Source organism: Mesorhizobium tianshanense (genome assembly GCF_007830515.1).
Classification (GTDB): Bacteria; Pseudomonadota; Alphaproteobacteria; order Rhizobiales; family Rhizobiaceae; genus Mesorhizobium; species Mesorhizobium tianshanense.
In genome coordinates this window covers 137,260-161,680 of sequence record NZ_VLKT01000003.1, presented here as the reverse complement: position 1 = coordinate 161,680, position 24,421 = coordinate 137,260, and the positions used below count along the sequence as shown (strand labels likewise).

The 24,421-nt window shown below is 63.7% G+C and carries 22 protein-coding genes and 1 riboswitch; of the genes, 15 read left to right on the top strand and 7 right to left on the bottom strand.

Translation table 11 applies throughout. The annotated features are described in order from the left end of the window. The first annotated feature begins 86 nt into the window (after positions 1-86). The 5 genes from IQ26_RS03595 to apnL are packed head-to-tail and all read left to right on the top strand — an operon-like array spanning position 87 to position 6,229. Positions 87-746, top strand: a complete 660-nt coding sequence (locus IQ26_RS03595; protein WP_145713620.1) for a DUF2291 family protein — start codon at positions 87-89, stop codon at positions 744-746. Continuing rightward, positions 743-2,296, top strand: coding sequence for a sugar ABC transporter ATP-binding protein (locus tag IQ26_RS03590; RefSeq protein WP_145713618.1), 1,554 nt, complete (start codon positions 743-745; stop codon positions 2,294-2,296). The genes IQ26_RS03595 and IQ26_RS03590 overlap by 4 nt, the downstream gene beginning before the upstream one ends. Next, positions 2,293-3,357 (top strand): ABC transporter permease, encoded by a 1,065-nt coding sequence (locus tag IQ26_RS03585; protein ID WP_145713615.1) that lies wholly within the window; start codon positions 2,293-2,295, stop codon positions 3,355-3,357. Before IQ26_RS03590 ends, IQ26_RS03585 begins: the two co-directional genes overlap by 4 nt. Beyond that, the gene (locus IQ26_RS03580) at positions 3,357-4,394 is read left to right on the top strand and encodes a Gfo/Idh/MocA family protein (protein WP_145713612.1); all 1,038 of its coding nucleotides are present in this window, start codon (positions 3,357-3,359) and stop codon (positions 4,392-4,394) included. The genes IQ26_RS03585 and IQ26_RS03580 overlap by 1 nt, the downstream gene beginning before the upstream one ends. Beyond that, positions 4,391-6,229, top strand: coding sequence for a D-apionate lactonase (gene apnL, locus IQ26_RS03575; protein ID WP_145713610.1), 1,839 nt, complete (start codon positions 4,391-4,393; stop codon positions 6,227-6,229). The genes IQ26_RS03580 and apnL overlap by 4 nt, the downstream gene beginning before the upstream one ends. On the opposite strand, the gene IQ26_RS03570 is transcribed toward apnL, so the two are convergent. Further along, the gene (locus IQ26_RS03570) at positions 6,230-6,943 is read right to left on the bottom strand and encodes a transcriptional regulator NanR (protein ID WP_145713607.1); all 714 of its coding nucleotides are present in this window, start codon (positions 6,941-6,943) and stop codon (positions 6,230-6,232) included. 142 nt (positions 6,944-7,085) lie between these two features. Between IQ26_RS03570 and oiaX the strand changes: the two genes are divergently transcribed. From oiaX to dhaL, 9 genes are all read left to right on the top strand, one after another. Beyond that, the gene (oiaX, locus tag IQ26_RS03565; RefSeq protein ID WP_145713604.1) at positions 7,086-8,336 is read left to right on the top strand and encodes a 3-oxo-isoapionate-4-phosphate decarboxylase OiaX; all 1,251 of its coding nucleotides are present in this window, start codon (positions 7,086-7,088) and stop codon (positions 8,334-8,336) included. Positions 8,337-8,340: 4 nt separating this feature from the next. Next, positions 8,341-9,675, top strand: coding sequence for a four-carbon acid sugar kinase family protein (locus IQ26_RS03560; protein ID WP_145713602.1), 1,335 nt, complete (start codon positions 8,341-8,343; stop codon positions 9,673-9,675). 170 nt (positions 9,676-9,845) lie between these two features. Further along, entirely contained in the window at positions 9,846-10,730 is an 885-nt protein-coding gene (locus IQ26_RS03555; protein ID WP_145713599.1) for a helix-turn-helix domain-containing protein, read from the top strand. Between the two features lie 136 nt (positions 10,731-10,866). Next, on the top strand, positions 10,867-11,526 hold the full coding sequence (locus tag IQ26_RS03550) for a 2Fe-2S iron-sulfur cluster-binding protein (RefSeq protein WP_145713597.1): 660 nt from the start codon (positions 10,867-10,869) through the stop codon (positions 11,524-11,526). A gap of 3 nt (positions 11,527-11,529) precedes the next feature. Further along, positions 11,530-12,516, top strand: a complete 987-nt coding sequence (locus IQ26_RS03545) for an FAD binding domain-containing protein (RefSeq protein ID WP_145713594.1) — start codon at positions 11,530-11,532, stop codon at positions 12,514-12,516. Between the two features lie 9 nt (positions 12,517-12,525). After that, a complete protein-coding gene (locus IQ26_RS03540) occupies positions 12,526-14,814 on the top strand; it encodes a xanthine dehydrogenase family protein molybdopterin-binding subunit (RefSeq protein ID WP_145713591.1) in 2,289 nt (762 codons plus the stop codon). A 127-nt stretch (positions 14,815-14,941) separates the two neighbouring features. Beyond that, positions 14,942-15,087: riboswitch (FMN riboswitch) on the top strand. A 76-nt stretch (positions 15,088-15,163) separates the two neighbouring features. Next, positions 15,164-15,637, top strand: coding sequence for a 6,7-dimethyl-8-ribityllumazine synthase (locus tag IQ26_RS03535; RefSeq protein ID WP_145713588.1), 474 nt, complete (start codon positions 15,164-15,166; stop codon positions 15,635-15,637). A 69-nt stretch (positions 15,638-15,706) separates the two neighbouring features. Continuing rightward, positions 15,707-16,720 carry a dihydroxyacetone kinase subunit DhaK gene (locus tag IQ26_RS03530; protein ID WP_208760095.1) on the top strand — a complete coding sequence of 338 codons (1,014 nt, stop codon included), beginning with the start codon at positions 15,707-15,709 and terminating at the stop codon, positions 16,718-16,720. An 11-nt stretch (positions 16,721-16,731) separates the two neighbouring features. Continuing rightward, entirely contained in the window at positions 16,732-17,370 is a 639-nt protein-coding gene (dhaL, locus tag IQ26_RS03525; protein WP_145713583.1) for a dihydroxyacetone kinase subunit DhaL, read from the top strand. Between the two features lies 1 nt (position 17,371). On the opposite strand, the gene derI is transcribed toward dhaL, so the two are convergent. From derI to IQ26_RS03510, 3 genes are all read right to left on the bottom strand, one after another. Then, the gene (gene derI, locus IQ26_RS03520; protein WP_145713580.1) at positions 17,372-17,815 is read right to left on the bottom strand and encodes a D-erythrulose-4-phosphate isomerase; all 444 of its coding nucleotides are present in this window, start codon (positions 17,813-17,815) and stop codon (positions 17,372-17,374) included. A 130-nt stretch (positions 17,816-17,945) separates the two neighbouring features. Then, positions 17,946-18,704 carry a triose-phosphate isomerase gene (locus IQ26_RS03515; protein ID WP_145713577.1) on the bottom strand — a complete coding sequence of 253 codons (759 nt, stop codon included), beginning with the start codon at positions 18,702-18,704 and terminating at the stop codon, positions 17,946-17,948. 9 nt (positions 18,705-18,713) lie between these two features. Further along, positions 18,714-19,481 carry a DeoR/GlpR family DNA-binding transcription regulator gene (locus IQ26_RS03510; RefSeq protein ID WP_145713574.1) on the bottom strand — a complete coding sequence of 256 codons (768 nt, stop codon included), beginning with the start codon at positions 19,479-19,481 and terminating at the stop codon, positions 18,714-18,716. A gap of 288 nt (positions 19,482-19,769) precedes the next feature. On the opposite strand from IQ26_RS03510, the gene fba reads away from it, so the two are divergent. Then, positions 19,770-20,834 (top strand): class II fructose-bisphosphate aldolase, encoded by a 1,065-nt coding sequence (fba, locus tag IQ26_RS03505; protein ID WP_145713572.1) that lies wholly within the window; start codon positions 19,770-19,772, stop codon positions 20,832-20,834. A 36-nt stretch (positions 20,835-20,870) separates the two neighbouring features. On the opposite strand, the gene IQ26_RS03500 is transcribed toward fba, so the two are convergent. The 3 genes from IQ26_RS03500 to IQ26_RS03490 are packed head-to-tail and all read right to left on the bottom strand — an operon-like array spanning position 20,871 to position 24,419. Beyond that, entirely contained in the window at positions 20,871-21,812 is a 942-nt protein-coding gene (locus IQ26_RS03500; protein ID WP_145713570.1) for a sugar phosphate isomerase/epimerase family protein, read from the bottom strand. Further along, the gene (locus IQ26_RS03495; protein WP_145713565.1) at positions 21,812-23,329 is read right to left on the bottom strand and encodes a glycerol-3-phosphate dehydrogenase; all 1,518 of its coding nucleotides are present in this window, start codon (positions 23,327-23,329) and stop codon (positions 21,812-21,814) included. Before IQ26_RS03495 ends, IQ26_RS03500 begins: the two co-directional genes overlap by 1 nt. Before the next feature lie 49 nt (positions 23,330-23,378). Continuing rightward, positions 23,379-24,419: a 2-hydroxyacid dehydrogenase gene (locus tag IQ26_RS03490; protein WP_145713562.1), complete on the bottom strand. Its 1,041-nt coding sequence runs from the start codon at positions 24,417-24,419 to the stop codon at positions 23,379-23,381. Between the last annotated feature and the right edge of the window lie 2 nt (positions 24,420-24,421).

The window sequence follows — 24,421 nt, the reverse complement described above, 5'->3', positions numbered from 1 at the left end:
ATCAATCGCAAAGGACGAGCTTCCGGCTCGTCCCTTGCTTCCATTTTCTTTGAGTGACTGCTGACCGCCATGCCGAACAAGCCGACATGCTGAACAAGTTGACGTGGCCGATCCCTGCCGTGCCGATCCTTGCCGCGATGGTCGGCATCGGCCTGACCGCCTGCAAGATCCTGCCGACACCGTCCGGGGAAAATGGCGGCAATGCGCCGGCCTTCAACGCGGACAAGATGGTTGGGGATATCTGGGCTGCGAAGGTCGTGCCCTATCTCCGGCAGAAGGCAGGGCCGTTTCCCGAGGTTCACGCCCTGGCGAAAGCCGATCCCGCCGCCGCCGGCGCCAAATACGGCAATCCAAAGAAGCAGGCGAATTCGCCCTGGACCTTCGCGGTTCGCCTCGAAGGCAAAGTGGTCGCCGCAAACACGCAATCGCGCGCGGCGACGATGGATGTCGATGCCGACGGTGACGGCAAGGCGGATGCGCGGGTGCAGATCGGACCCGCGATGCGTGGCACCGCGCTACGCGACAGCCTCGATTTCATCCAATTCAACGATTTCACCAATCAGATCGACTTCGCCCAGTTCGGCAAGGCGTTCAACACCTATGCCGACAAGACGATGCTTTCCAAGCTGCCGCGCGAAGGGCTGGAAGGCCGGAGCGTAAGGGTTGTCGGCGCCTATGCTGTGGGAAGCGGCCAGGACTTGCCGCTGGTGACGCCGGCGGAGGCAGAGATCGAGCCGAAGCCATGACTGCCGCCATCGATCACGACGTCATCCTGAAGCTGGAAGATGTCTCGAAGGTCTATTCCGGCACCGTCGCGGTCAAGCGCGCGAATTTCGAGGTGCGCAAGGGCGCGGTCAACGTGCTGGTCGGCGAAAACGGCGCCGGCAAATCGACGCTGATGAAGATCATCGCCGGCGTCGAGCAGCCGACGCTCGGCCGCATTCTCCTGGAAGGCGAGGAGGTTTCCTTCTCGTCATCAGGCGACGCAGTGAACCGTGGCATCGGCATGGTGTTCCAGGAGTTGAACCTGTTCGGCAATCTGACCGTCGCCGAGAACATCTTCGCCACGCGCGAGATCACCAACCGGTTCCGCAAGATCGACAGCCAAGAACAGGAGCGCCGCGCGGCGGAATTCCTTGAGCGGCTGGAAGCCGGCATCCGGCCCGACATGCTGGTCGAGGACCTGCGCATCGGCCAGCAGCAGCTTGTCGAGATCGCCAAGGCGGTTTCGCTCGATGCGCGCATCCTGATCATGGACGAACCGACCTCGGCGCTGAGTGCGGCGGAAGTCGAGATCCTGTTCAAGGTGATCGCCGACCTCAAGGCGCGCGGCGTGGCAATCGTCTACATCTCGCACCGGCTCGAGGAGTTGATCCGCATCGGCGACTACATCACCGTGCTGCGTGACGGGCGGATCACCGGCCAGGAAGAGATGAAAAACGTCGACACGCAGTGGATCGTGCGGCAGATGATCGGCTCGGACGCCAAGGACTTCGCCAAGGCCGACGGCCATGTTCCGGGCGAAGAGATATTCCGTGCCGAGGACATCTGCCTGCCGCGCGTGACCGGCGGGCTTGCGGTCGATCACGTCTCGCTGTCGCTGCGCGCCGGCGAGATCCTCGGCATATACGGCCTGATGGGCGCCGGGCGCAGCGAACTGTTCGACTGCATCATGGGTCGTCACGGCCAGGCGACCGGAACGATCTTCATAGCCGGCAAGAAGGTGAAGGAACGCGACACGACGCGACGCATACGGCGTGGGCTGGCGCTGATCCCCGAGGACCGCCAACGCGAGGGGCTGGTGTCGATACTGTCCGTCGCCAGCAATCTGACGCTGGCCAGCCTGTCGCGGTTTGTCCGCCTGTTCCACATTCGCGGCGCCAAGGAAAACCAGGCAGTGACGCAGATGGTGCGGGAACTGGCGATCAAGGTCGCCGACCCGGCACAGGAGGTCTCGTCGCTGTCGGGCGGCAACCAGCAGAAGGTGGTCATCGGCAAGGCGCTGCTCACCGGACCCAAGGTGCTTTTGATGGACGAGCCGAGCCGCGGCATCGACGTCGGCGCCAAGGCCGACGTCTTCCGCACCATGCGCAGACTGTCCCGCGACGGACTGGGCATTCTTTTCGCCACCTCCGATCTCGACGAAGTGATGGCGCTGTCCGATCGGATCGCGGTGATGAGCAATGGAAAACTAACCGGCATGTTCGATCGCGCCGAGGCGACGGAGGCGGCACTTGTCGCCGCATCGGCGCTTGGCCACGGCCCGGTCCCCGCACACGGAGAGCCACGCCCATGACTGACATCCCGGCCAAGGCGGCTGTTGCCTCCGCCTCGAACGGCTCCGTCCTGCTGACGCTGATGAAGGCGAGGACGTTCATCGCGCTGATCGCCGTCCTGGTCTTCTTCTCGATCGCGGCACCCAACTTCCTGTCGGCCGCCAATCTGATCCTGATGTCGAAGCACGTGGCGCTGAATGCATTCCTGGCGATGGGCATGACCTTCGTCATCATCACCGGCGGCATCGACCTTTCGGTCGGCTCGATCGTCGGCCTGTGCGGCATGGTGGCCGGTTATCTCGTGCTCAACGGCATCGACCTGCAGATCGGCTACACGATCTATTTCAACGTCCTCGAGATCGCACTGATCACGCTGGCGGTCGGCATAGTGATCGGCGCAGTCAACGGATTGCTGATCACCAGGCTGAATGTCGCGCCGTTCATCGCCACGCTGGGCGTGCTCTATGTCGCGCGCGGCCTGGCGCTCCTGTCGTCCGACGGCCGCACCTTCCCGAACCTCGTCGGGAAGCCCGAACTGGGCACGACAGGGTTCGGCTTCCTCGGCGCAGGCCGGCTGCTCGGCCTGCCGGTCTCGATATGGATTCTGGTCGTCGTAGCACTTGGGGCGGCCTATCTGGCCAAATACACCCCGCTCGGCCGCCACATCTTCGCCGTCGGCGGCAACGAACGGGCGGCGCGGATTTCAGGCGTCAGGGTCAACATGGTGAAGATGTTCGTCTACATGTTCTCCGGCTTCTGCGCGGCGATCGTCGGCCTGATCATCTCGTCCGAACTGATGGCCTCGCATCCGGCGACCGGCGAAAGCTTCGAGCTCAACGCCATCGCGGCGGCGGTGCTCGGCGGCACCTCGATGTCGGGTGGCCGCGGCACGATCGGCGGCACCATCGTCGGCGCCTTCGTCATCGGCATTCTCTCCGACGGGCTGGTCATGATGGGCGTAAGCTCGTTCTGGCAGATGGTGATCAAGGGCCTCGTCATCATCGTCGCCGTCGTCGTCGACCAGGCGCAGCGCCGGCTGCAGAGCCGCGTGACGCTGATGCAGATGGCAAAGGCAGGCTGATGGCGGCGGAACTGCGTGGAGCGCTGATCGGCTGCGGCTTCTTTGCCGTCAACCAGATGCACGCCTGGCGCGACATCGCAGGTGCTGCGATCGTCGCCATTTGCGACCGCGACCCAGAACGGCTCAAGATCGTCGGCGACCAGTTCGGCATCGCGCGGCGCTATGCCGATGCGGCCGCGCTGTTTGCCGGCGAGAAGCTGGATTTCGTCGATATCGCCACCACCGCGCCGAGCCATCGCTCGCTTGTCGAGATGGCGGCGCGGCATCGTGTTCCGGCAATCTGCCAGAAGCCGTTCGCGCCGACGCTTGCCGACGCCAAGGCCATGGTGAAGGCCTGCACTGACGCCGGCGTGCCGTTGATGGTGCATGAAAATTTTCGCTGGCAGTCGCCGATCCAGGCGGTGCGTGCCGTGCTCGACAGCGGCGACATCGGCAGACCCTTCTTCGGACGTATCTCGTTCCGCTCGGCCTATGACGTGTTTTCCGGCCAGCCCTATCTGGCGACGGGAAAGCGCTTCATTATCGAGGACCTCGGCATCCATAGTCTCGACATTGCCCGCTTTCTGCTGGGCGACGTTTCGGCTATTACTACACGAACCGCTCGCATCAACCCTGACATCGTCGGCGAGGACGTCGCAACCATGCTGATAGACCACAAGAACGGCACAATTTCTGTGGTCGATTGCAGCTATGCGACCAAGCTTGCCACCGAGCCATTTCCGGAAACGCTGGTCGAGATCGACGGCAGCGACGGCACGATCCGGCTCGAGCAGGGATATCGCCTTACCGTCACCAGCAAGAGCGGCACGAGGATCAGCGACGTCTCGCCACCGCTGCTGTCCTGGGCGTCGCGGCCATGGCACAACATCCAGGAAAGCGTCGTCGCCATTCAAAAGCATTGGGTCGACTGCCTGGTGAACGGGACCGAGCCTGCAACCTCGGGTGCGGACAATCTCAAGACCTTGGCGCTGGTCGAAGCCGCCTATTCGGGTGCTGCGAGCCGGGAGCCGGTGCAGCTCGACGCTTTGCTGAGATGACAGCCGACGCCTTCCTCCTCTATGGCACGCCCGCGGTCGAGCCCGAGCCGGTCAGGCTGCGCGCCGGCGCGCTCACCGCGGACTTCGTCAACGGCAATCTGCGCACCATCTGCCATGGCGGCGTCGAAGTACTGCGCGCCATCGCCTATCTCGTCAGGGATCGCGACTGGGGCACCTATGAGCCGGCGCTCACGGACCTGACTGTCGACCAAGGTGCCGGGACTTTCTCCGTCAGCTATTCGGCAAGTTGTGCTGGACCAGGGGGAAGCCGGCTCGGCTTTCGCGCGACGATCGCGGGTTCCGCCGACGGCCAGTTGGTCTTCGACGTGATCGCCCTGCCCGAAAGCGATTTCGAGACCAATCGCTGCGGTTTCTGCATTCTGCATCCGATCGCTGGCCTGGCCGGCAGCCCGGTTGCGGTCGAGCACACCGACGGCAGCGTGGTGGAAACAGAGCTTCCGCATCTGATCGACCCTTGGCAGCCTTTCAAGGATTTGCGGGCGATCACCCATGAGGTTCGGCCTGGCGTCACCGCCGAATGCCGAATGGAAGGCGACGCGTTCGAAATGGAAGACCAGCGCAACTGGTCGGATGCTTCCTACAAGACCTATGTTCGGCCGCTCGCGCTGCCATGGCCCTATGTGCTGCCTGCCGACGAGACGCTACGCCAGACGATCAGCTTGCGCATCGCGGGTGAGGTGAAGGCGCCGGCTGCCGCGGCAGCCGCAGACCCTATCCGCGTCGAGCTCGGCGAAGCCGGATCGATGCTGCCGGATATCGGCGTGATCATCTACCCGGATGAGGTCGATGCCGCGCTTGCAAACCTGCCGATGCTGTCCACGCTCGGCCCGCAGCAGCTGATGTTCCACTACGATCCGATACGCGACCACGGCCTCGACGCCTTGCAGTCCTATGCCCGGCTCGCCGCCGCCTACCCGGCCGAGACGACCCTCGAATGCGTCGTTTCCGGCACGGGCGATCTCGATGCCGAGCTTTCCGGTGTCGCCAGCATGGTGCGTCAGGCCGGGCTGAAGCTCTCGGCCATCGCCGTTTCGCCCTCGGTCGACCGGCAGTCGACGCCGCCGGGCAGCGCATGGCCGCAATGCCCGCCGCTCGAAGACGTCTATGGCGCGGCGCGGCGCGCCTTTCCCGACATCCGCCTCGGCGGCGGCATGTTCAGCTATTTCACCGAACTCAACCGCAAGCGCGTTCCCGCCGGCCTGCTGGATTTCGTCACCCACTGCACCTGCCCGATCGTGCATGCCGCCGACGATCTCAGCGTCATGCAATCGCTGGAAGCGCTGCCCTCCATCACTGCATCGATACGGGCGATCTTCGGGGCAAAACCCTACCGGATCGGCCCATCGACCATCGCCATGCGGCAGAACCCCTATGGCGGCGCGACCAAGGCCAATCCGCACAATCAGCGCATCGCCATGGCCGATCGGGATCCGCGCCATGCCGGCCAGTTGGCGGCAGCATGGACGATCGGCTATGCCGCGCGCGTCGCGCCGGCCGGGCTGGAGATGCTCACGCTTTCCAGCTTTACCGGACCGTTCGGCGTGCTGGCGTCGTCGGGCGAACCGGCCGAAGAAGGTACACCCCGGCCGATTTTCCATGCCGTGAAGGGGCTTTGCGAACTGGCCGGCCACCGGCATGTGGCGGCGAGCACAACCGACGAAGCGCGGTTGGCCGCAGTGGCCGCCCGTTCTCCCTCGGGCAAGACTGTCGTGTGGCTGGCGAACCTGACAGCGAGCGACGTGCCGGTTGATATTTCCGGGTTCGACCGACGACAGCTCGTGATGACGCCTTATGCGATCACCCGGATCTGGTAATCAGTCGCCGGAATTCATCACATAGAGCGCGCGCGAGCGTTCGAGGTGCTTGATCATCGCCTTTTCGGCACCCTCCGCATCCTTCTGCTCGATGCGCCCGATGATCTCTTCGTGCTCGGTGAGCGTGAACTTTTCCTTGCCGGTCCAGATCAGCATTTCGGTGTGGTATTCCTTCAGCCAGCCAAGCATCGCCTCGCTGACCGCAACATAGATCGGGTTGCCGGATATCGCCGCGATCTGGGTATGAAACTTCATGTCGGCGGATATGAAGGCTTCGGAATCGCCGCGAAAGCTCCGCTGTTCGGCAACGGTCGCCCGCAGCCGCTGCACGTCTTCGGCGGTGGCCTTTTCGGCAGCTTCCCTGACCATGCCGCGCTCGAAGAAGATGCGCGCGTTCTTGAGATGCTCCAACGTGTCCTTCGACGACGACAGGATGATCTTGGCCGCGCCGTCGACCTGCTTGATGATTGACTTTGCGGTCAGTTGCAGCACCTTGGCCCGCTCGCCATGCGAGATCGCGACGAGGCCCATATTGCTCAATGCCTGCATCGCCTCGCGTATCGCCGGCCTGCCGACCTCGAAGCGCTCCATCAGTTCGCGCTCCGACGGCATGTCGTCGCCCGGCACCAATTCACCGCTGGTGATCAAGCGCTTCAACCTCAAAAACACTTCGTCGGAAAGCTTGCGCCGGACGATCGGCTCCGAACGGTTCATCGTCGCGAATCACTCCCTGGACCGATGTCTATTTAGCATTGTCGCCATGATTCCCAGAATGCCTGCCCGAGCAGGATATCGCTTGCAATACTTATGTACTCATTATACCAGATTCTGGAGATCAGGGAATCTTTTTCGAGCTATGATCACCCTCACCTATCGCATCGAGACCTCGGCGAGCATCGAGGCGCTGGCGGCCAAGATCGCAAGCGACCAGTCGACCGGAACCTTCGTCGCGCTGGCCGGCGAGACCGAAGAGCTCAAGGCGCGGGTCGCAGCACGCGTCCTGGCGATTCGGCATCTGCCGGACGCCGATCGCCCGTCCCTTCCCGAAGCCGGCGACGGGCCCTTCAAGCGCGCGGATGTCGACATCGCATTTCCGTTGGATGCGATCGGCACCGACCTGTCGGCGCTGATGACCATCGCCATCGGCGGTGCCTTTTCGATCAAGGGCCTGACCGGCATTCGTATCGTCGATATGAAGCTGCCGGAGGAATACAGGGGCGCGCATCCGGGTCCGCAATTCGGCGTCGCAGGCAGCCGCCGGCTGACCGGTGTCGAGGACCGCCCGATCATCGGAACGATCGTCAAGCCGGCACTTGGGCTGCGCCCGCATGAGACGGCCGCAATGGTGGGTGAGCTGATCGCCGCCGGCGTCGACTTCATCAAGGACGACGAGAAGCTGATGAGCCCGGCCTATTCGCCGCTGTCGGAGCGGGTGAAAGCGATCATGCCGCTCGTGCTCGAGCATGAACAGAAGACCGGCAAAAAGGTGATGTATGCCTTCGGCATCTCGCATGCCGACCCTGACGAGATGATGCGCAACCACGATCTGGTGGCGAAGGCCGGCGGCAATTGCGCGGTGGTCAACATCAACTCCGTCGGCTTCGGCGGCATGGCTTTCCTCAGAAAGCGCTCCAGCCTGGTGATCCATGCGCACCGCAATGGCTGGGACATCCTCACCCGTCACCCCGGCCTCGGCATGGACTTCAAGGTCTGGCAGCAATTCTGGCGGCTGCTCGGCGTCGATCAGTTCCAGATCAACGGCATCGCCTCGAAATACTGGGAGCCGGACTGGTCCTTCGTCAGTTCTTTCAAGGCGGTGACCACGCCGATCTTTTTGCCTGACGATTGCGCATTGCCGGTCGCCGGCTCCGGCCAGTGGGGCGGACAAGCGCCCGAAACCTTTGCGCGAACCGGTCGAACGGTCGATCTTCTCTATCTCTGCGGTGGCGGCATCGTCAGCCATCCGGATGGGCCGGGTGCCGGCGTGCGCGCCGTGCAGCAAGCCTGGCAGGCGGCGGTCGATGGCGTACCGCTGGCGGAGTTCGCCTTGAGCCATGCCGAATTGGCACGGTCGATCGAGAAGTTCGGCGACGGCAAAGCGGCCTGACGCCATGCAAAGCCTGCTTCTGAGCTATTATGGCGATGATCTCACCGGCTCGACCGACGTCATGGAGGCGCTCGAGCTCGGCGGCGTGCCGACCGTGCTGTTCATGCGTCAGCCGGACGAGGCCCTGCTGTCGCAATTCAGGAATTGCCGGGCCATCGGCCTGGCCGGCACCAGCCGAAGTGAAACGCCGCAATGGATGGACACGCATCTGCGGGGCGCCTTCGGCTGGCTAAAGACCCTGAACGCCGCGATCTGCCACTACAAGGTCTGCTCGACTTTCGATTCCAGCCCGACGATCGGCAGCATCGGCCGGGCCATCGAGATCGGCCGCTCGGTTTTCAGCCAAGACAGCGTGCCGCTGGTGGTCGGCGCGCCGCAGCTCAAGCGCTACACCGCCTTCGGCCATCTGTTCGCGGCCTACCGCGAAAAATATTACCGTATCGATCGCCATCCCGTGATGAGCCGCCACCCGACCACGCCGATGGATGAATCTGACCTGCTGATCCATCTGTCGCGCCAGACTGATCTCACCTTAGGGCTGGTCGACCTGGCGACGCTGCAGTCGGCAGCGCGGTCGGCAGCGTTCGATCGCTTGATCGAAAACGGCAGCGACATCGTGCTTGTCGATGTCGACAGCCTGGAAACCCAGGCGCTTGCCGGCGAGGAGATATGGCGCGTTCGCAAGCCGGGCGGCACGTTCGTTGTCGGCTCTTCCGGCATCGAATATGCGTTGCTGGCCGAATGGGCCGCGAACCATACCGTCAGTGCCGAGCCCAGCTTTTCGCCGCCGGGCGCGGCCGACCGGATCGCGGTGGTCTCGGGCAGCTGCTCGCCGACAACGGAACGACAGATCAGGCATGCTTTGACGGACGGTTTTGACGGGGTCGAGGTCGATCCGATCGAGCTGGTCTCGGGGGAGTCCGACAAGGCGATCGCACGCGCGGTTGCGGCCGGTCGCGCCAATCTGGAAGCCGGTCGCAGTGTCGTCCTCTACACTGCCCTCGGTCCCGCATCAGACCGGGGCGCCGAAATCGACCGGCAGGAAGGCGCCCGCCACATGCTTGGCCGCGGCCTCGGCGAACTTCTTCGCGCGCTGACGATCGAGCAGAAATTACAGCGCGTGATCATCGCCGGCGGCGATACATCCAGCCACGCGCTCGGCCAGATGGGGGTCGATGCGCTGACGGTGCGGATGCCGCTGCCCGCCTCGCCGGGCTCTCCGCTCTGCGTCGCCCACTCGCGCGTCAAGGCGATCGACGGGCTGGAGGTTGCCCTCAAGGGCGGGCAGGTCGGAACCGACCGCTATTTCTGCGCCATCCGCGATGGGCTCAGTATTTGACCAAGAGGCGCGCTGGATTTGCCTGATCTCACGACTTCTTGAACACGGCGCGGTTACCAATGCGCGGTACTTGTCCCACATAAACCGCCATATGCGTGGCGGCAGGGGCAGCGCACAACGCTCGGGCGGGGCCGGCCGCGGCTCTGCGAGCGAACCAGCGGGATGCCGCGATGTCATTCAGACCGTTGCTTGGTGGCGGACGGATTCGGAGCCAGGGGGAGAAGTCGGAGCCCCTGCAAACCGCGTCGTGGGCCAGTTCCTCGATCGTTTTCGACAATCGGCGGTGGGCGTGCCGGGAAGCGGAGCTCCGCTGGACAGCCCCTCACCATCTGGTCGTGCTGACCGAAGAAGGCGGAACCTCTCATACATCCATCCGGCACGAGGCAAGATCCCTCTACGACGGAATGGACCGACCCGGAGCCCTCACCTTCGTCCCCGCAGGCGCGGAGCGGCTCGGCTTCTATCGCGATGTAAACCTCTCCTATTCGGCCTTGTGGATCGATCCCGATATCAAGCTTCCTGGATGCGAACGCCTGAAAGACTTGCCGATCCTGGTGAACAGGAAAGACGCGGTCATCGCCACACTCCTGAGTTCGCTTCGCGACGAGATGGCACTTGGTCACAAGCCGGACACTGCCTATGTCGAACATCTGGTCGCCCTCGTCAGCCTCCGCGTGGCGACCCTGAACCGGAAGCAACATCCGTCTGTACGTCACGGTTGTCTCAGCCGTCGGGCGCTTGGTCGGGTTCGGGCTTACATCGATGCGCATATGAGTTCCGACATTTCGCTAAGCGAGTTGGCTGGCGTTGCGGACATGGCCGTCGACAGTTTTGCGCGTCGCTTCAAAGCGACGACCGGCCTTGCACCCTATGCCTATGTGATCGAGGAGCGCGTGCGGCGAGCGGAGGTGCTGCTGCGCGAAACCGGTTTGTCGATCGGTACCATTGCCTTTCGGCTCGGCTTTTCAAGTCAAAGCCATTTCACCACGACATTCCGGCGTCTCAGGAGCGTGACGCCTCGGGCCTATCGGGTGCATTTTTCTCCGGAATCCTGACATTGCTGCCGGTTTCTTGAAAGAAAGCCTGCGCGCGCATCCCCACCTGCCGTGTCGACGAGTGACAGCACCCGAGGGCTCGCTACCGGGTCAAGTTGCCGTCTGCGTTCTTGTCATTGCGACTGGGAGATCAAGCATGGCCAAAACAGACAACAGGAACGGGCCGACGCGTCGAACGGTCCTGGAGGGCGGGGTAGCGACCGGCGTGCTCCTGGCTACCGGTATACCGGTTGGCGCCGAGCCGGCCGACACCGTCGCGGCGGCCGCATCGCCCACGCCAGTACCGACGATGCCGATGTCCCTGCGGATCAACGCCAAGGATCTTGCCGTCGAGCTCGATCCGCGGACGACGCTGCTCGACGCCCTGCGTAACCATCTCGGCCTCACCGGCTCGAAGAAAGGCTGCGACCACGGCCAGTGCGGCGCCTGCACGGTGCTCGTCGACGGGCGCCGGATCAATTCCTGCCTGACGCTTGCCGCAATGCATGAAGGCGACGAGATCACCACGGTCGAGGGCCTTGCGGAGGGTGACCAGCTGCATCCGGTCCAGGCCGCCTTCGTTGCCCGCGATGGTTTCCAATGCGGCTATTGCACGCCGGGCCAGATCTGCTCCGCGGTCGGTATGCTGGGCGAGGCCAGGGCCGGCTGGCCGAGCCATGCGAGTGCCGACGTGGCGGCGGCTTCCGTCGCTCTCACCGATGCCGAGATCCGCGAGCGGATGAGCGGCAACATCTGCCGTTGTGCCGCTTATCCGAACATTGTCGCTGCAATCCGCGACGCGGCAGAGGAGGCGTGAGCAATGCAATCCTTCACTTATGAACGTGCGGCAAGTGCCGAGCAGGCAGCCGCCGCGGTTGCGGACCGGCCGGACGCGAAATTCATCAGCGGCGGCACCAACCTACTCGATCTGATGAAGCTCGAGATCGAGCGCCCGGCGCATCTCGTCGACGTCAGCCGGCTGCCGCTCAATCGGATCGAGGAGACGGCGGAAGGGGGGCTTCGGATCGGCGCCCAGGTCCGCAACAGCGACCTCGCCGCCGATCAGCGGGTGAGGTCACGCTATCCGATGCTCTCGCAAGCGCTGCTGGCAGGAGCGTCCGGCCAGATACGCAACAAGGCCTCGACCAGCGGCAATCTCCTGCAGCGCACGCGATGCCCCTACTTCTACGACCGCAACATGCCATGCAACAAGCGCGAACCTGGGGCGGGCTGCGCGGCGTTTCAGGGCTTCAATCGCATGCACGCCGTACTTGGCGCGAGCGAAGCCTGCATCGCGGTGCATCCCTCCGACATGGCGGTCGCCATGTCCGGGCTCGACGCCAGGATCGAGACCATATCGCCCGGCGGCGAGACCCGCACGATCCCGATCGGCGATTTCCATCGATTGCCCGGGGCGATGCCCCATGTGGAGACCGTGCTCGGCCACGGCGAGATGATCGCCGCGGTTACCCTGCCGCTTCCGCCACCCGGCCGGCAGGTTTACCGCAAGGTGCGCGACCGTGCCTCCTACGCCTTCGCGCTGGTGTCGGTGGCAGCAATCGTCGAGAAAAGCGGCGACCGTGTCCAAAGCGCTCGGATCGCCATGGGCGGCGTGGCCGCCAAGCCCTGGCGCGCGACGGAGGCGGAGCGCATGCTCGCAGGAGCGGCGGCGTCCAACGGCGCCTTTACCGACGCGGCCGAAGCCGCGCTCGACGGCGCAATCGGGCATGGCGGCAATGATTTCAAGATCCCGCTGGCGAAACGGACGATGCGGCACACGCTCGCTGCTGCCGTCGAGAGTGCGTGAGGTGACACTATGACAGAGACGAAGACCAGCGAGAACCGTCCTACCGAAACACGCAATGGCGTCATCGGGCGCCCAATCGACCGCATCGATGCTCCGCTCAAGGTGAGAGGCGATGCCACCTACGCCTACGAGAATGCGCTGGATGGCACAGCCTATGGCTATATTCTCGGCGCAGCCGTCGCCAAGGGGCGCATCGCCGAGATCGACACGGACGAAGCCGAAGGGGCGCCGGCAGTGCTGCTCGTCATGACGCATCGGAATGCACCGGCCCAGCCGGATTTCGGCCCGGCGGTCACGCCGACAGTGCGCGAGGTCTTCACGCGCGCACGCCCCGTGCTCAACAGCGAGCGGGTGCGGTATTACGACGAGCCCGTCGCGCTCGTCGTTGCGGAGACGTTCGAGGCGGCACGCGCCGCCGCGGGCCTCATCAGAGTGCGCTACGACGAGGAGCCGGGCCTCTACGATTTGCCGGCGCGTGTCGCCGACGCCTACGCACCAAAGCGGACCAATGCGGGCTTTGAGACCGACAGCGTGGTCGGCGACTTCGAGAGCGCCTTTGCGGCGGCTCCGGTCAAGATCGATGCCACGTACCGGACACCCTTCGAACATCACAATCCGATGGAGCCCCATGCGACGCTCGCCGCCTGGTCAGGTAACGAGCTGACGATCCATACATCGGCGCAGACCCTCGCGAACTTTCGGGCGGGGGTTGCCAGCACGCTTCGCATCCCGCCCGAGCGTGTGCGCATCGTGAGCCCCTTCATCGGCGGAGGCTTCGGCTCCAAGCTGATTGCCCATGCCGATACGATCCTGGCCGCGCTTGCGGCGCAGGTCCTGCAGCGTCCCGTGAAGATCGCGCTGACGCGACAACAGATGTTCGCCAATGCCGGTCACCGCGCGGAGATGATCCAACAGGTGCGGCTCGGCGCGGATACCGACGGCCGGCTCAACGGGATCGCACACGATGTCTGGTCGGCAACGTCCAGCTTCGAGGAGTACTGCGAGCAAACGGCAGTTTTTGCCCGCTCGCTCTACGCGGCGCCGAACCGTCTCACCCGCCATCGCCTGGTTCCGCTGGATATCAACCGCGGCGAATGGATGCGCTCGCCCGGTGAAGCTCCGGGCATGCTGGCTTTCGAATGCGCCATGGATGAGCTTGCCGAGCGGCTCGGCCTGGACCCGATCGAACTCAGGATCCGCAACGAACCGACACGGGATCCCGAGCGCGGCGTGCCATTTTCCACCCGCAATCTCGTCGCCTGTATGGAGGACGGCGCCCGTCGTTTCGGCTGGGAGCGGAGAAACCCGACACCGGGCCGAACCCGGGAGGGCCGGAAGCTCATCGGCCACGGCATGGCGGCGGCGATCCGTCCGAACTACATCGGCGCGGCGACGGCGCGGGTCGCGATCGACCGGGACGGTCGGGTGACGGCGCGGCTCGACATGACCGATATTGGGACCGGCTCTTATACGATCCTGACCCAGATCGCCGCGGAGGGCCTCGGCGTGCCGATCTCGTCCGTCAAAGTGGAGCTCGGCGACAGCCGCTTCCCTCGTACCGCCGGCTCCGGCGGGTCCTGGGGCGCGGCGAGCGCAGGTTCGGCGCTGCATAACGCGTGCAACGCCCTCAAGGAGCGGATCCTGGAGGCGGCGCGGTCGAGCGAAGCCTCACCGTTGCGCGGCGCGAACGCCACCGAGGCAAGCTTTGCCGACAGCGAGGTCAGGGTCGGCCAGCGGTCGGCAAGCCTGGCCGATCTCATCCGGAGGATCGCTCCCGACGGATTCGAGGCCGAAGGCTCCGTAGCCGCGGGCGCTGCCACAGAGTCATACAAGGCTTACTCGCAGCATTCCTATGGAGCGCATTTCGCCGAGGTCGCCGTCGATTGCGATACCGGTGAGATCCGCATGCGCCGGATGCTGGCTGTGATGGGCGCGGGCCGTATCCTCAACGTCAAGACCGCGCGCTCGCAAATCATCGGCGGCATGACCTGGGGGATCGGCGCTGCGCTGATGGAGCAGACGGTGCTCGACCCGCGCCACGGCCACTTCGTCAATCACGACCTTGCCGAGTACCATGTCCCGATCAACGGCGACGTCCCCGAAATGGAGGTCGTCTTCCTCGAGGAACATGACGACAAGGCCAATCCATTTGGCGCGAAGGGTCTCGGCGAGCTCGGCGTCTGCGGTGCGGGGGCTGCTGTCGCCAACGCTATTTACAACGCGACAGGCGTGCGAGTGCGTGAATTCCCCATCACCTTGGACAAGGTGCTGCCTGCCTTGCCCGTAATCGCCATCTGACGCTGCAAATTGCCCGCCCTCCCTTGCCCTCAGGGAGGCAGGTCGGAACGGATCGCTATTTCTGCGCCATCCGCGACGAAGCCGGCGGGTTGACAAGGCGCAACCTCCCCCTCCATACAAGCGCCGTCAATGTTCTCAGGGCGGGGTGAAAGTCCCCACCGGCGGTAAGGGTCTCGGCCCAAGCCCGCGAGCGCTTTTCGATTGTCGAAAAGGTCAGCAGATCCGGTGTGATTCCGGAGCCGACGGTCACAGTCCGGATGGAAGAGAACGAACGTAAGACGGTCCGCTTTCGCGGTTCGGATTCCGTATCGTGCGTCCTGATTCTGGTTCGAAACGGAAGGATGGACCCATGAATCAGCATTCCCAAAAAGATTATGAAACGATCCGCGTTGCCGTCATTCGCGCGCGCTGGCACGCCGGCATCGTCGACCAGTGCGTTGAAACGTTCGAGGCGGAACTGGCGGTTCTCGGGGAGAAACGCTTTGCCGTCGATGTCTTCGACGTGCCGGGCGCCTATGAGATCCCCCTGCATGCAAAGACGCTTGCCGAGACCGGTCGCTATGCAGCGATCCTCGGGGCGGCGTTCGTCGTCAATGGCGGCATCTACCGGCATGAATTCGTGGCGGGCGCGGTCATCGACGGCATGATGAACGTACAACTGTCCACTGGCGTGCCGGTGCTTTCGGCGGTGCTCACTCCGCACAACTACCATGACAGCGCGGACCAACACCGCTTCTTCTTCGAGCACTTCAAGGTCAAGGGCAAAGAGGCGGCCAATGCCTGCGTGCAGATCCTGGCCGCCCGGGAACGTATCGCATCGTGAAATGTCCGTCCCCAGGTGGAAATCCCGGTAACACGCTGTACTATCTGCGGAAATAGTGAAATCGGGAGGATGCCGGTGCAGACCAAGAAGATCATCAACGACGGCAATCGCTCCGTCGACGAGATGCTGGAAGGTATCCTTGCCGCGCATCCGCGCCATCTCAAAAGCGCTGCCGGCAGCCCGCGCTCGATCATCGCCCGCGATGGACCGCGCCAAGGCAAGGTCGGCCTCGTCATCGGCGGCGGCTCGGGCCACGAGCCAACCTTCCTCGGCTTTGTCGGCAAGGGGCTGGCCGACGCGGCGGCCATCGGCAACGTCTTCGCCTCGCCGCCGCCGGACCCGATCCTCGAATGCGCCAAGGCGGTCAGCGGCGGCGCCGGCGTGCTGTTCATGTATGGCAACTATGCCGGCGACGTGATGAATTTCGATATGGCCGCAGAGATGGCGGCGATGGAGGATATCGAGGTGCGCACCGTGCTGAGCACGGACGATGTCGCCTCCGCGCCACGCGACCAGAGGCAAAAGCGGCGCGGCGTTGCCGGCAATTTCTTCATCTTCAAGGCCGCCGGCGCCGCCTGTGACCGGATGCTCTCATTCGACGAATGCGAGCGCATCGCCAGGAAGGCCAACGATCATACCTTCACCATGGGCGTGGCGCTGTCGCCCTGCTCTCTGCCGCAGACCCGCCGGCCGAATTTCGAGATTGGGCCGGACGAGATGGAGATCGGCATGGGGATCCATGGCGAGCCGGGCATTGCGCGCGGCAAGCTGAAGAGCGCCGACGAGATCACCGACGAGATGCTGGACAAGATCCTCGACGAGATGGCGCTGGCGCGCGGCGACAAGGTCGCGGTGCTCGTCAATTCGCTCGGCTCGACGCCGCTGATGGAGCTCTACATCATGAACCGGCGGGTCAAGCAAAGGCTCGACGACATCGGCGTTGCCGTCCACGCGACATGGGTCGGCAACTACTGCACCTCGCTCGAAATGGCTGGCGCCTCCGTGACGCTGATGCATCTCGACGCCGAATTGCAGATGATGCTCGACCACCCTTGCGACTGCGCCATGTTCCGCGCCGGCTGAAAGCAGCATCCATGACCTCCATCGGCACAGCCGACCTGAAGAGAATGTTCGATGCCATCGCGGTGGCGATCGAAGCCGACAAGGACAGGCTCTGCCAGCTCGACGGTGTCATCGGCGACGCCGATCATGGCATCGCCATGGCGCTCGGCTTCGGTGCGGTGCGCGATGCGCTGGCCCCGCTGGACCTCGCAGCGATCGAGCCGACGGCTCTCCTCAACACCGCGGCGAAATCGTTTCTCAACGCCGTTGGCGCGTCGTCCGGCCCGCTTTACGCGACGGCCTTCATGCGCGGTGCGGTCGCCGTCAAGGGCAAGGCGACCTTGGCGGGTGCCGATGTCATCGCCCTGTTCCAGGCGATGGCGCAAGGCATTCAGGATCGCGGCAAGGCCGAGATCGGCGAAAAGACGATGGTCGACGTCTGGCTGCCGGCGGCGCAAGCCGCCGCCGCTGCGCATGCCTCAGGCAAAAACCTGTCCGAAAGCCTCGCGGCCGCCCTTGAAGCGGCCGAACGGGGCGCCGAGGCGACCAAGGACATGGTCGCCGCCAAGGGCCGCTCGTCACGGCTTGGCGAGCGGTCGCTCGGGCACATGGATCCTGGCGCCGCGTCGGCGGTCACCGTCATTAGCGCGATGCGGAAGAGCTTGTCTTAAATTAGCCCGCCTTCGCCGCATCGAGCCTGTCGATCGCCTGGACATTGCCGGCCGACGGTCCCTTCTCATCGAACTCCGATGCAAGCCAGGCGTCGACGATCGACTTGGCCAATTCAGGACCGATGACGCGGGCGCCCATGGTGATGATCTGGGCATTGTTGGATTTGGCCGCGCGCTCCGCCGAATAGGTGTCGTGGGTGAGTGCCGCGCGAATGCCGGGCACCTTGTTGGCCGAGATGGAAACGCCGATGCCGGTGCCGCAAAACAGGATGCCGCGATCGTTCTCGCCGTCGACGATGGTCTGGGCGAGCTTCTGCGACAGATCGGCGTAGTAGCCCGCCTGGCTAAGGTCGCTGACGGTGAGGCCGGGTTTGGTGGCCAGGTGAGCGGCGATGACGTCAAGCAGCGGCTTGCCGGCGCTGTCGGCCCCAATGGCTATTTTCATGGTCGTATCCTTTCCTTGTTCGATTGATTCATCCCCTGTTCCCATCCCGATTGAACAGGGGATGGGGCTCTATCTTTTTGTTGAGCATGATCTTTTCCGAAAACCGGATTCCACTTTTCGGGATCATGCTCTAGATCGCCGCCGAGGCGCGTTGGAGGATGTCGATATAGCCTTCCGAATGCCAGGCCGAACGACCGATGAACAGGCCGTCGACATGGGGCTGGCCGATCAGTTCGGCGGCGTTCTGCGGATTGACGCTGCCACCATAAAGCACCGGCGGCAGGACCGGCAGGAGGTCGCCGGCGATTTTCTTGATCAGCGCCTGCTGCCGGTCGGCGTAGTCCGAGCTTGCCGGAATGCCCTTGTCGCCGATCGCCCAGACCGGTTCGTAAGCAAACAGGATCGTCGCCGACTTTGCTTCACCTTGGAGGTATTGCAGCGCGCCGTGCACCTGCAAGGCCAGCACCGCATCGGCCTGGCCGCTGTTGCGTTGCGCCAATGTCTCGCCGATGCAGATGAGCGGCACCAGCCCGTGCTTCACCGCCGCTGCGGTCTTGAGGCCGACCGCTTGGTCGGTCTCGCCGAAATGCTCGCGCCGTTCGCTGTGGCCGAGCTCGACGAGGTCGAGGCCGCAATCCGTCAGCATCACGGGCGAAATCTCCCCGGTCCAGGCTCCGGCGTCGGCCCAATGCATGTTCTGGGCACCGACTTTGACCCGTGTCGCCGCCAACGCTTTCTTGACCTCGCGAACCGCCGTGAAGGGCGGGATGACGAAGGGCTGGATGCGATCGTCGAAACCGGGGACGAACGCTGCCAGCGCCTTGGCGAAGTCGATCGCCTCGGCAAGCGTCTTGTTCATTTTCCAGCTTGTGCCGACCCAGTAAACCACGCTTCCTCCTCAATCCTTCTCGACTATTGTTAGCGAAACACCGGCGCCATCCAGCGCCTCGCGCATCTGCGGTTCCAGTTCGCGACCGGTGAAGACGGCATCGAACGCCTCGAGATCGGTCAGGAAATGCAATGCAGTGCGACCGAACTTGCCGTGATCGACCAGCAGATATTTGCGGGCGGCCGCGGCCATCATCAACCGCTTGGTATGGACCACTTCCTGGTCCTGGTGGAAGGCGGAAACGCCGTGGATGGCAGACGACGACAGGAAGGCGGCATCGGCGCGCAACGATCTCAGCGTGTCCTCGGCAAGCAGGCCGAAGAAGCCGTGGAATTTCTTGCTGTACTGACCACCGAGCGCGATTAGAGTGATCCCGCCAACGCCTGCCAGATCCTGTATGACGGCCAGATTGTTCGAGATCACCGTCAAAGGGCGGAGATCCGCAAGGTGCCGCGCAATGCCGCCTGCCGTCGAGCCGTCGTCGATGATCACCGTCTGGCCCGGTTCGATCATCGCCACGGCGGCAGCCGCCAGGCGCTGCTTCTCCTCTCCGGCCTGTTTCTGACGGTAGCGGAAATCGCTCTCGAAAAGGCCGCTCGGCTGGATCGAGGCGCCGCCGCGCACCTTGCGCAGGAAGCCGCTTTGCTCGAGTTCGTCGAGGTCGCGATGGACGGTCATCTTCGACACGCCAAAGCGCGAGGCAAGGTCATCGACACTGGCGGTGCCGGCGTCCATCAGAAAATCCATGATGCCTTGCCGTCGGCCGTCGCTTTTCATGCCTAGCCAATTCCGCGAACTCTGGCCCGCCTCCGAATTCGTCGTGGGCGGAAGCGGGTGAGCCATTATAACAGAGAAAATCGCATATAAATCAAATTTCTTGTGATAATGTTGCATTTCTCTGGGATATTTTTCGCTTCTGATTGCTGTCCTGTAACAAGAATTGCTCCCGGCGCCATGGCTAAAGGTTGCGGTTCGCTGGAAATCCGGCCAGAAGCGTCAGCGGGCTGAACGATGAGCGGACGGCCCGCAACCACAGGCCTGAAACCAGATACGGGAGACTATTGGGTGGCTCGCATCACATTGAGACAATTGCTCGACCATGCCGCCGAACACGGCTATGGCGTGCCTGCCTTCAACATGAACAATATGGAACAGGGCCTCGCCATCATGGAGGCTGCCGAGGAGACCAAATCGCCGGTTATTCTGCAGGCGAGCCGCGGCGCCCGCGCCTATGCCAACGACGTCGTGCTGGCCAAGCTGATCGACGCGCTGGTCGAAATCCATCCCGATATCCCGGTCTGCATGCATCTCGACCACGGCAACAACGAAGCCACCTGCGTGACCGCGATCCAGTACGGCTTCACCTCGGTGATGATGGACGGGTCGCTGAAGGAGGACGGCAAGACGCCGGCCGACTACGATTATAATTCCGGCATCACGCGCCGCGTCGTCGATATGGCGCATTGGGGCGGCGTGTCGGTGGAAGGCGAGATCGGCGTTCTCGGATCGCTGGAGATGGGCGGCGGCGAACAGGAAGACGGCCACGGCGTCGAGGGCACCGTCAGCCACGACCAGTTGCTGACCGATCCGGAACAGGCGGTGCAGTTCGTCAAGGACACGCATGTCGATGCGCTGGCCGTCGCCATGGGCACCAGCCACGGCGCCTATAAATTCTCGCGCAAGCCGGACGGCGCGGTTCTAGCCATGAACGTGATCGAGGAGATCCACCGCCGCCTGCCGAACATGCACCTGGTCATGCACGGCTCGTCCTCTGTGCCGGAAGAGCTGCAGGAGATCATCAACAAATATGGCGGCCAGATGAAGCCGACATGGGGCGTGCCGGTCGAGGAGATCCAGCGCGGCATCAAGCACGGCGTGCGCAAGATCAACATCGATACCGACAACCGCATGGCGTTGACCGGCGCGATCCGCAAGGTGCTAACCGAAAACCCGAGCGAATTCGACCCGCGCAAGTATCTGACGCCGGCAATGGCCGCTATGAGGAAGCTGTGCAAGGAGCGCTTCGAGCAGTTCGGCACTGCCGGCAACGCTCCCAAGATCAAGCCGCTGCCCGTCTCCGAAATGGCCAAGCGCTACAAAACGGGCAGTCTCGACCCGAAATTCGGCTGAGTTTCAGGGCAGGAGCTATGTCGGCTCCTGCCCAATTTACCCTACCCTCGGCAAGAGATTGGCCCTGCCGGTCTCGATGAAAGGCGCCCAATAGTCGACCGACTCGCGGATCATGGCGACGACCTGATGGTCGACCGGCTCGCGCTCGCGAAACGACAGTTCGAGGCAGATCTCGTTGTCGATGCCGCCGCCACGGCGAACCGCCTTCAGAAATTTTTCCGGCGTGATGCGGCCGTCCTTGTTGTAGGCGGCAATGAATGGCCAATGGCCGCCCTTGTTCATCGACGATTGCTTGATGTGGATGATCGGCGACACCGTAGGAAACGCTTCGGCCCAGGCATAGGGGTCGATGTCGGCCGGGTTGCTCGAGGTCACGTCGCCGTGGTCGATGTCGACCATCATCCTCATCGGAATGGCCATGCCGGCCGCGTCGATCTCGTTCTGCAGGGCCCGACAGCTCTCGATCGTGTGGCCGAATTCGCGCCCGACCGACATCGGTTCCCAGAACAGGTAGTTCAAACCGGCCGCTTTGGTGTGCTCGGCGACCTCGCGCCAGCATTCCAGCGCGATGTCGAAAAGCCGCGCGCGACGTTCCGGTTCGTCGAAATCCCTGTGGGTGAAGATCGCAAACTGTGTGCCCATGCCGCTCGCGCCGAGCTCGGCCGAAATGTCGGCAAAGGTCTTGAACCAGTCGACGTAGTAGCGGCGCACATCGGCGTCGGGATGGCCGAAATGATTGAGCCGCCCGTAGGGGCCTGTCATCCCGGACGTCACGCGCACGCCGGTGCGGTCGAGCGCGCCGCGGAACAGTCGGATGAATTTCGCGATCGTCGCCGCCGGCCAGCCGGGATTGACGAATTCATGGGTCAGCTGCACGTCCCTGATGCCGATGTCGTAAGCGATGGTGTCGATCAGATCGTCCGGGTCGGCAAAACGGTTGACCAGCGGATTGGTGTTGAGGGAAAGCGTAAAAGTCATCAACCTGCCTTTGCCAGTCGGGCCGAGCACCAGTCCTCGAAAGTGGCTCTTTCCGCGGCGGTCAGATGCAGCCCATGCTTGGTGCGCCGTTCGAGGATATCGGCTGATGTCAGCGCCCATTCGTGCTCGAACAGGTAATTGGCTTCGCGTTCGAAGAAATCCTTGCCGAAGCACCGCCCCAGGTCAGTGAGCGACCTGGCCGCGCCGACAAGAACGCGCGTCCTCGTGCCGTACAGCCGCCCATAATGCTTGAGCAGAGGCCCCGGCATCCAGGGATATTCGCGGCCGAGGTCGCCGAGAAACTGTTCGAAGTCGGCGTTGGCGATATCGCCACCCGGCAGATGCTCTTTCGATGTCCATGGCTTGCCCATTTTCGGAAAGAAGGGGGCGATCTGGTCCAGCGCATGCTCGGCAAGCTTGCGAAAGGTGGTGATCTTGCCGCCGAAGACGGAGAGCAGCGGCGCCTGCCCGGCCGATGCGTCGAGTTCGAAAATGTAGTCGCGGGTCACAGCGCTCGGATTGTCGGCGTTGTCGTCGTAGAGCGGCCTGACGCCGGAAAACGAGTAGACGACATCGCTGTGGGCAAGTTCTCGCTTGAAGTAGCGGTTGACGACCTTGATCAGGTAGTCGATCTCGCTGGTATCAGCCGCTACGTCTTCGGGCCGCCCGTCATAGGGGATGTCGGTGGTGCCGATGAGGGCCAGATCGTTCTGGTAGGGGTTGATGAAGATCACCCGCTTGTCGCTGTTCTGAATGAGATAGGCCTGCCGCCCTTCCCAGAATTTCGGCACGACGATGTGGCTGCCCTTGACCAGGCGAACGTTCCGTTTGGAATTCTGGCCTGCCACCCGGTTGATGATGTCGTTGACCCAGGGACCGGCGGCGTTGATCAGCGCCCGTGCCCGAACCGTGGTCCTGACTCCGGTTCGGGCGTCGCGCATCTCCACCGACCACAGGTCGTTTTCGCGGCGGGCGGCAGTGCAGACCGTCCGGCTGAAGACCTTGGCACCGCGCTCCGCAGCGTCGAGCGCGTTGAGGATGACCAGGCGAGCATCGTCGACCCAGCAGTCGGAATATTCGAAACCGCGCTTGAAGGCGTCCTTGATCGGCGCGCCTTCGGGCGCGGTGCCCAGGTCGAGCGTGCGGGTGGCTGGCAGCCGCTTGCGGCCGCCGAGATGATCGTAGAGGAACAGGCCGAGCCGGACCAGCCAGGCCGGCCGATCGTCAGGGCTGTGCGGCAGCACGAAGCGCATCGGCCAAATGATGTGCGGCGCCGATTCGAGCAACACTTCGCGCTCGATCAACGCCTCGCGCACCAGCCGGAATTCGTAATACTCGAGATAACGCAGGCCGCCATGGACGAGCTTTCCCGATCGCGAACTGGTGCCTTCGGCAAGATCGTCCTTCTCGCAAAGGATGACGGAAAGCCCGCGACCGGCTGCGTCGCGAGCGATGCCGGCGCCGTTGACGCCACCGCCGATGACAAAGAGGTCGACGATTTCGGCGGCGCCACTCATCTCGCCGGGTCCTCAGTGCCTGGATTGTGTTTCATGGCTGCCGCGGCCTTCAGCATGGGTTGACCGGCGGGAGCCCGGCGATGAAGCGGCGCACCTCATCGGCCGCCTGCTCGGCCGCATAGGTCACCGTGCGCACCGACGCGCCAGCGATATGGGGCGTCAGCGTGACGTTCGGAAGCTGCAGCAGCGGCCAGTCGGCAGGCACCGGCTCGACCGCGAACGTCTCCAGCATCGCGCTGCCGATATGGCCAGAGACGAGCGCATCGTAAAGCGCGTCGTAGTCAACCAGCGGCCCGCGCGCGGTGTTGACGAGGGTCACCCCCGGCTTCATCCGCCCGATGGTGTCCTTGCCGATCATGCCGCGGGTTTCCTCGGTCACCCGGGGATGAAGGGTGATCACGTCGGAGCGGGACAGAAGCTCGTCCAGCGCGACCAGTTCGACGCCGCCATTGCGATCGTCGGCGCTCAGTTGCACGTAGGGATCGGTGACCAGGATGCGGCACCCGAAGGCGCGCAACAGACGGACAACCTTGGTGCCGATGTTGCCATAGCCGATGACGCCGACGGTCATTTCATTGAGCTCGCGGCCGGTGCGGTCGGCCCGGTAGAGATCGCCGCGCCATTCCCCCTTGCGCAGGGCCTCGTGCCCGACCCGGATCAGCCGCGTCTCGGCAAGGATGGCGCCGATGGCGAATTCGGCCACGGCGCTCGCATTGCGGCCAGGCACGTTGACCACGGTGATGCCTTGGGTTCTGGCGGCGGCCATGTCGATGTTGATCGGGCCGCCACGTGACACCGCAACCAGCTTGAGCGCCGGCAGGCGCTGCATCATGGTCTCGGAGAGCGGCGCAAGCTGGGTGACGAAGATCTCGGCGTCGCCGATGAAATCGACGACCTCGCCCGGGTCGCCAAAATACTCCTTGACCTTGTCGAGGCCGAGCGCCGCATTGCCGAATTCCATCGGCTCATCGGGCCATGCGGTCTCAAGTGTACGGATGTCGAGATTGTCGCCGCAGGCCATCTCGATTTTCTCGCGAAACACCTCCGGAAGCATGAAGCGGTCGCCAATGATTGCAATCTTCTTACGCATGC

Bases quoted from the DNA above. Each gene is read 5' to 3' on its own strand.
- dhaL (WP_145713583.1), top strand. From the start codon at position 16,732: ATGACCTCCATCGGCACAGCCGACCTGAAGAGAATGTTCGATGCCATC.
- IQ26_RS03530 (WP_208760095.1), top strand. From the start codon at position 15,707: ATGCCGGTGCAGACCAAGAAGATCATCAACGACGGCAATCGCTCCGTC.
- IQ26_RS03590 (WP_145713618.1), top strand. From the start codon at position 743: ATGACTGCCGCCATCGATCACGACGTCATCCTGAAGCTGGAAGATGTC.
- oiaX (WP_145713604.1), top strand. From the start codon at position 7,086: ATGATCACCCTCACCTATCGCATCGAGACCTCGGCGAGCATCGAGGCG.
- IQ26_RS03500 (WP_145713570.1), bottom strand. From the start codon at position 21,812: ATGACTTTTACGCTTTCCCTCAACACCAATCCGCTGGTCAACCGTTTT.
- IQ26_RS03555 (WP_145713599.1), top strand. From the start codon at position 9,846: ATGTCATTCAGACCGTTGCTTGGTGGCGGACGGATTCGGAGCCAGGGG.
- IQ26_RS03585 (WP_145713615.1), top strand. From the start codon at position 2,293: ATGACTGACATCCCGGCCAAGGCGGCTGTTGCCTCCGCCTCGAACGGC.
- IQ26_RS03490 (WP_145713562.1), bottom strand. From the start codon at position 24,419: ATGCGTAAGAAGATTGCAATCATTGGCGACCGCTTCATGCTTCCGGAG.
- IQ26_RS03510 (WP_145713574.1), bottom strand. From the start codon at position 19,481: ATGAAAAGCGACGGCCGACGGCAAGGCATCATGGATTTTCTGATGGAC.
- IQ26_RS03495 (WP_145713565.1), bottom strand. From the start codon at position 23,329: ATGAGTGGCGCCGCCGAAATCGTCGACCTCTTTGTCATCGGCGGTGGC.
- apnL (WP_145713610.1), top strand. From the start codon at position 4,391: ATGACAGCCGACGCCTTCCTCCTCTATGGCACGCCCGCGGTCGAGCCC.
- IQ26_RS03595 (WP_145713620.1), top strand. From the start codon at position 87: ATGCTGAACAAGTTGACGTGGCCGATCCCTGCCGTGCCGATCCTTGCC.
- derI (WP_145713580.1), bottom strand. From the start codon at position 17,815: ATGAAAATAGCCATTGGGGCCGACAGCGCCGGCAAGCCGCTGCTTGAC.
- IQ26_RS03580 (WP_145713612.1), top strand. From the start codon at position 3,357: ATGGCGGCGGAACTGCGTGGAGCGCTGATCGGCTGCGGCTTCTTTGCC.
- IQ26_RS03545 (WP_145713594.1), top strand. From the start codon at position 11,530: ATGCAATCCTTCACTTATGAACGTGCGGCAAGTGCCGAGCAGGCAGCC.
- IQ26_RS03535 (WP_145713588.1), top strand. From the start codon at position 15,164: ATGAATCAGCATTCCCAAAAAGATTATGAAACGATCCGCGTTGCCGTC.
- IQ26_RS03560 (WP_145713602.1), top strand. From the start codon at position 8,341: ATGCAAAGCCTGCTTCTGAGCTATTATGGCGATGATCTCACCGGCTCG.
- IQ26_RS03550 (WP_145713597.1), top strand. From the start codon at position 10,867: ATGGCCAAAACAGACAACAGGAACGGGCCGACGCGTCGAACGGTCCTG.
- IQ26_RS03570 (WP_145713607.1), bottom strand. From the start codon at position 6,943: ATGAACCGTTCGGAGCCGATCGTCCGGCGCAAGCTTTCCGACGAAGTG.
- IQ26_RS03540 (WP_145713591.1), top strand. From the start codon at position 12,526: ATGACAGAGACGAAGACCAGCGAGAACCGTCCTACCGAAACACGCAAT.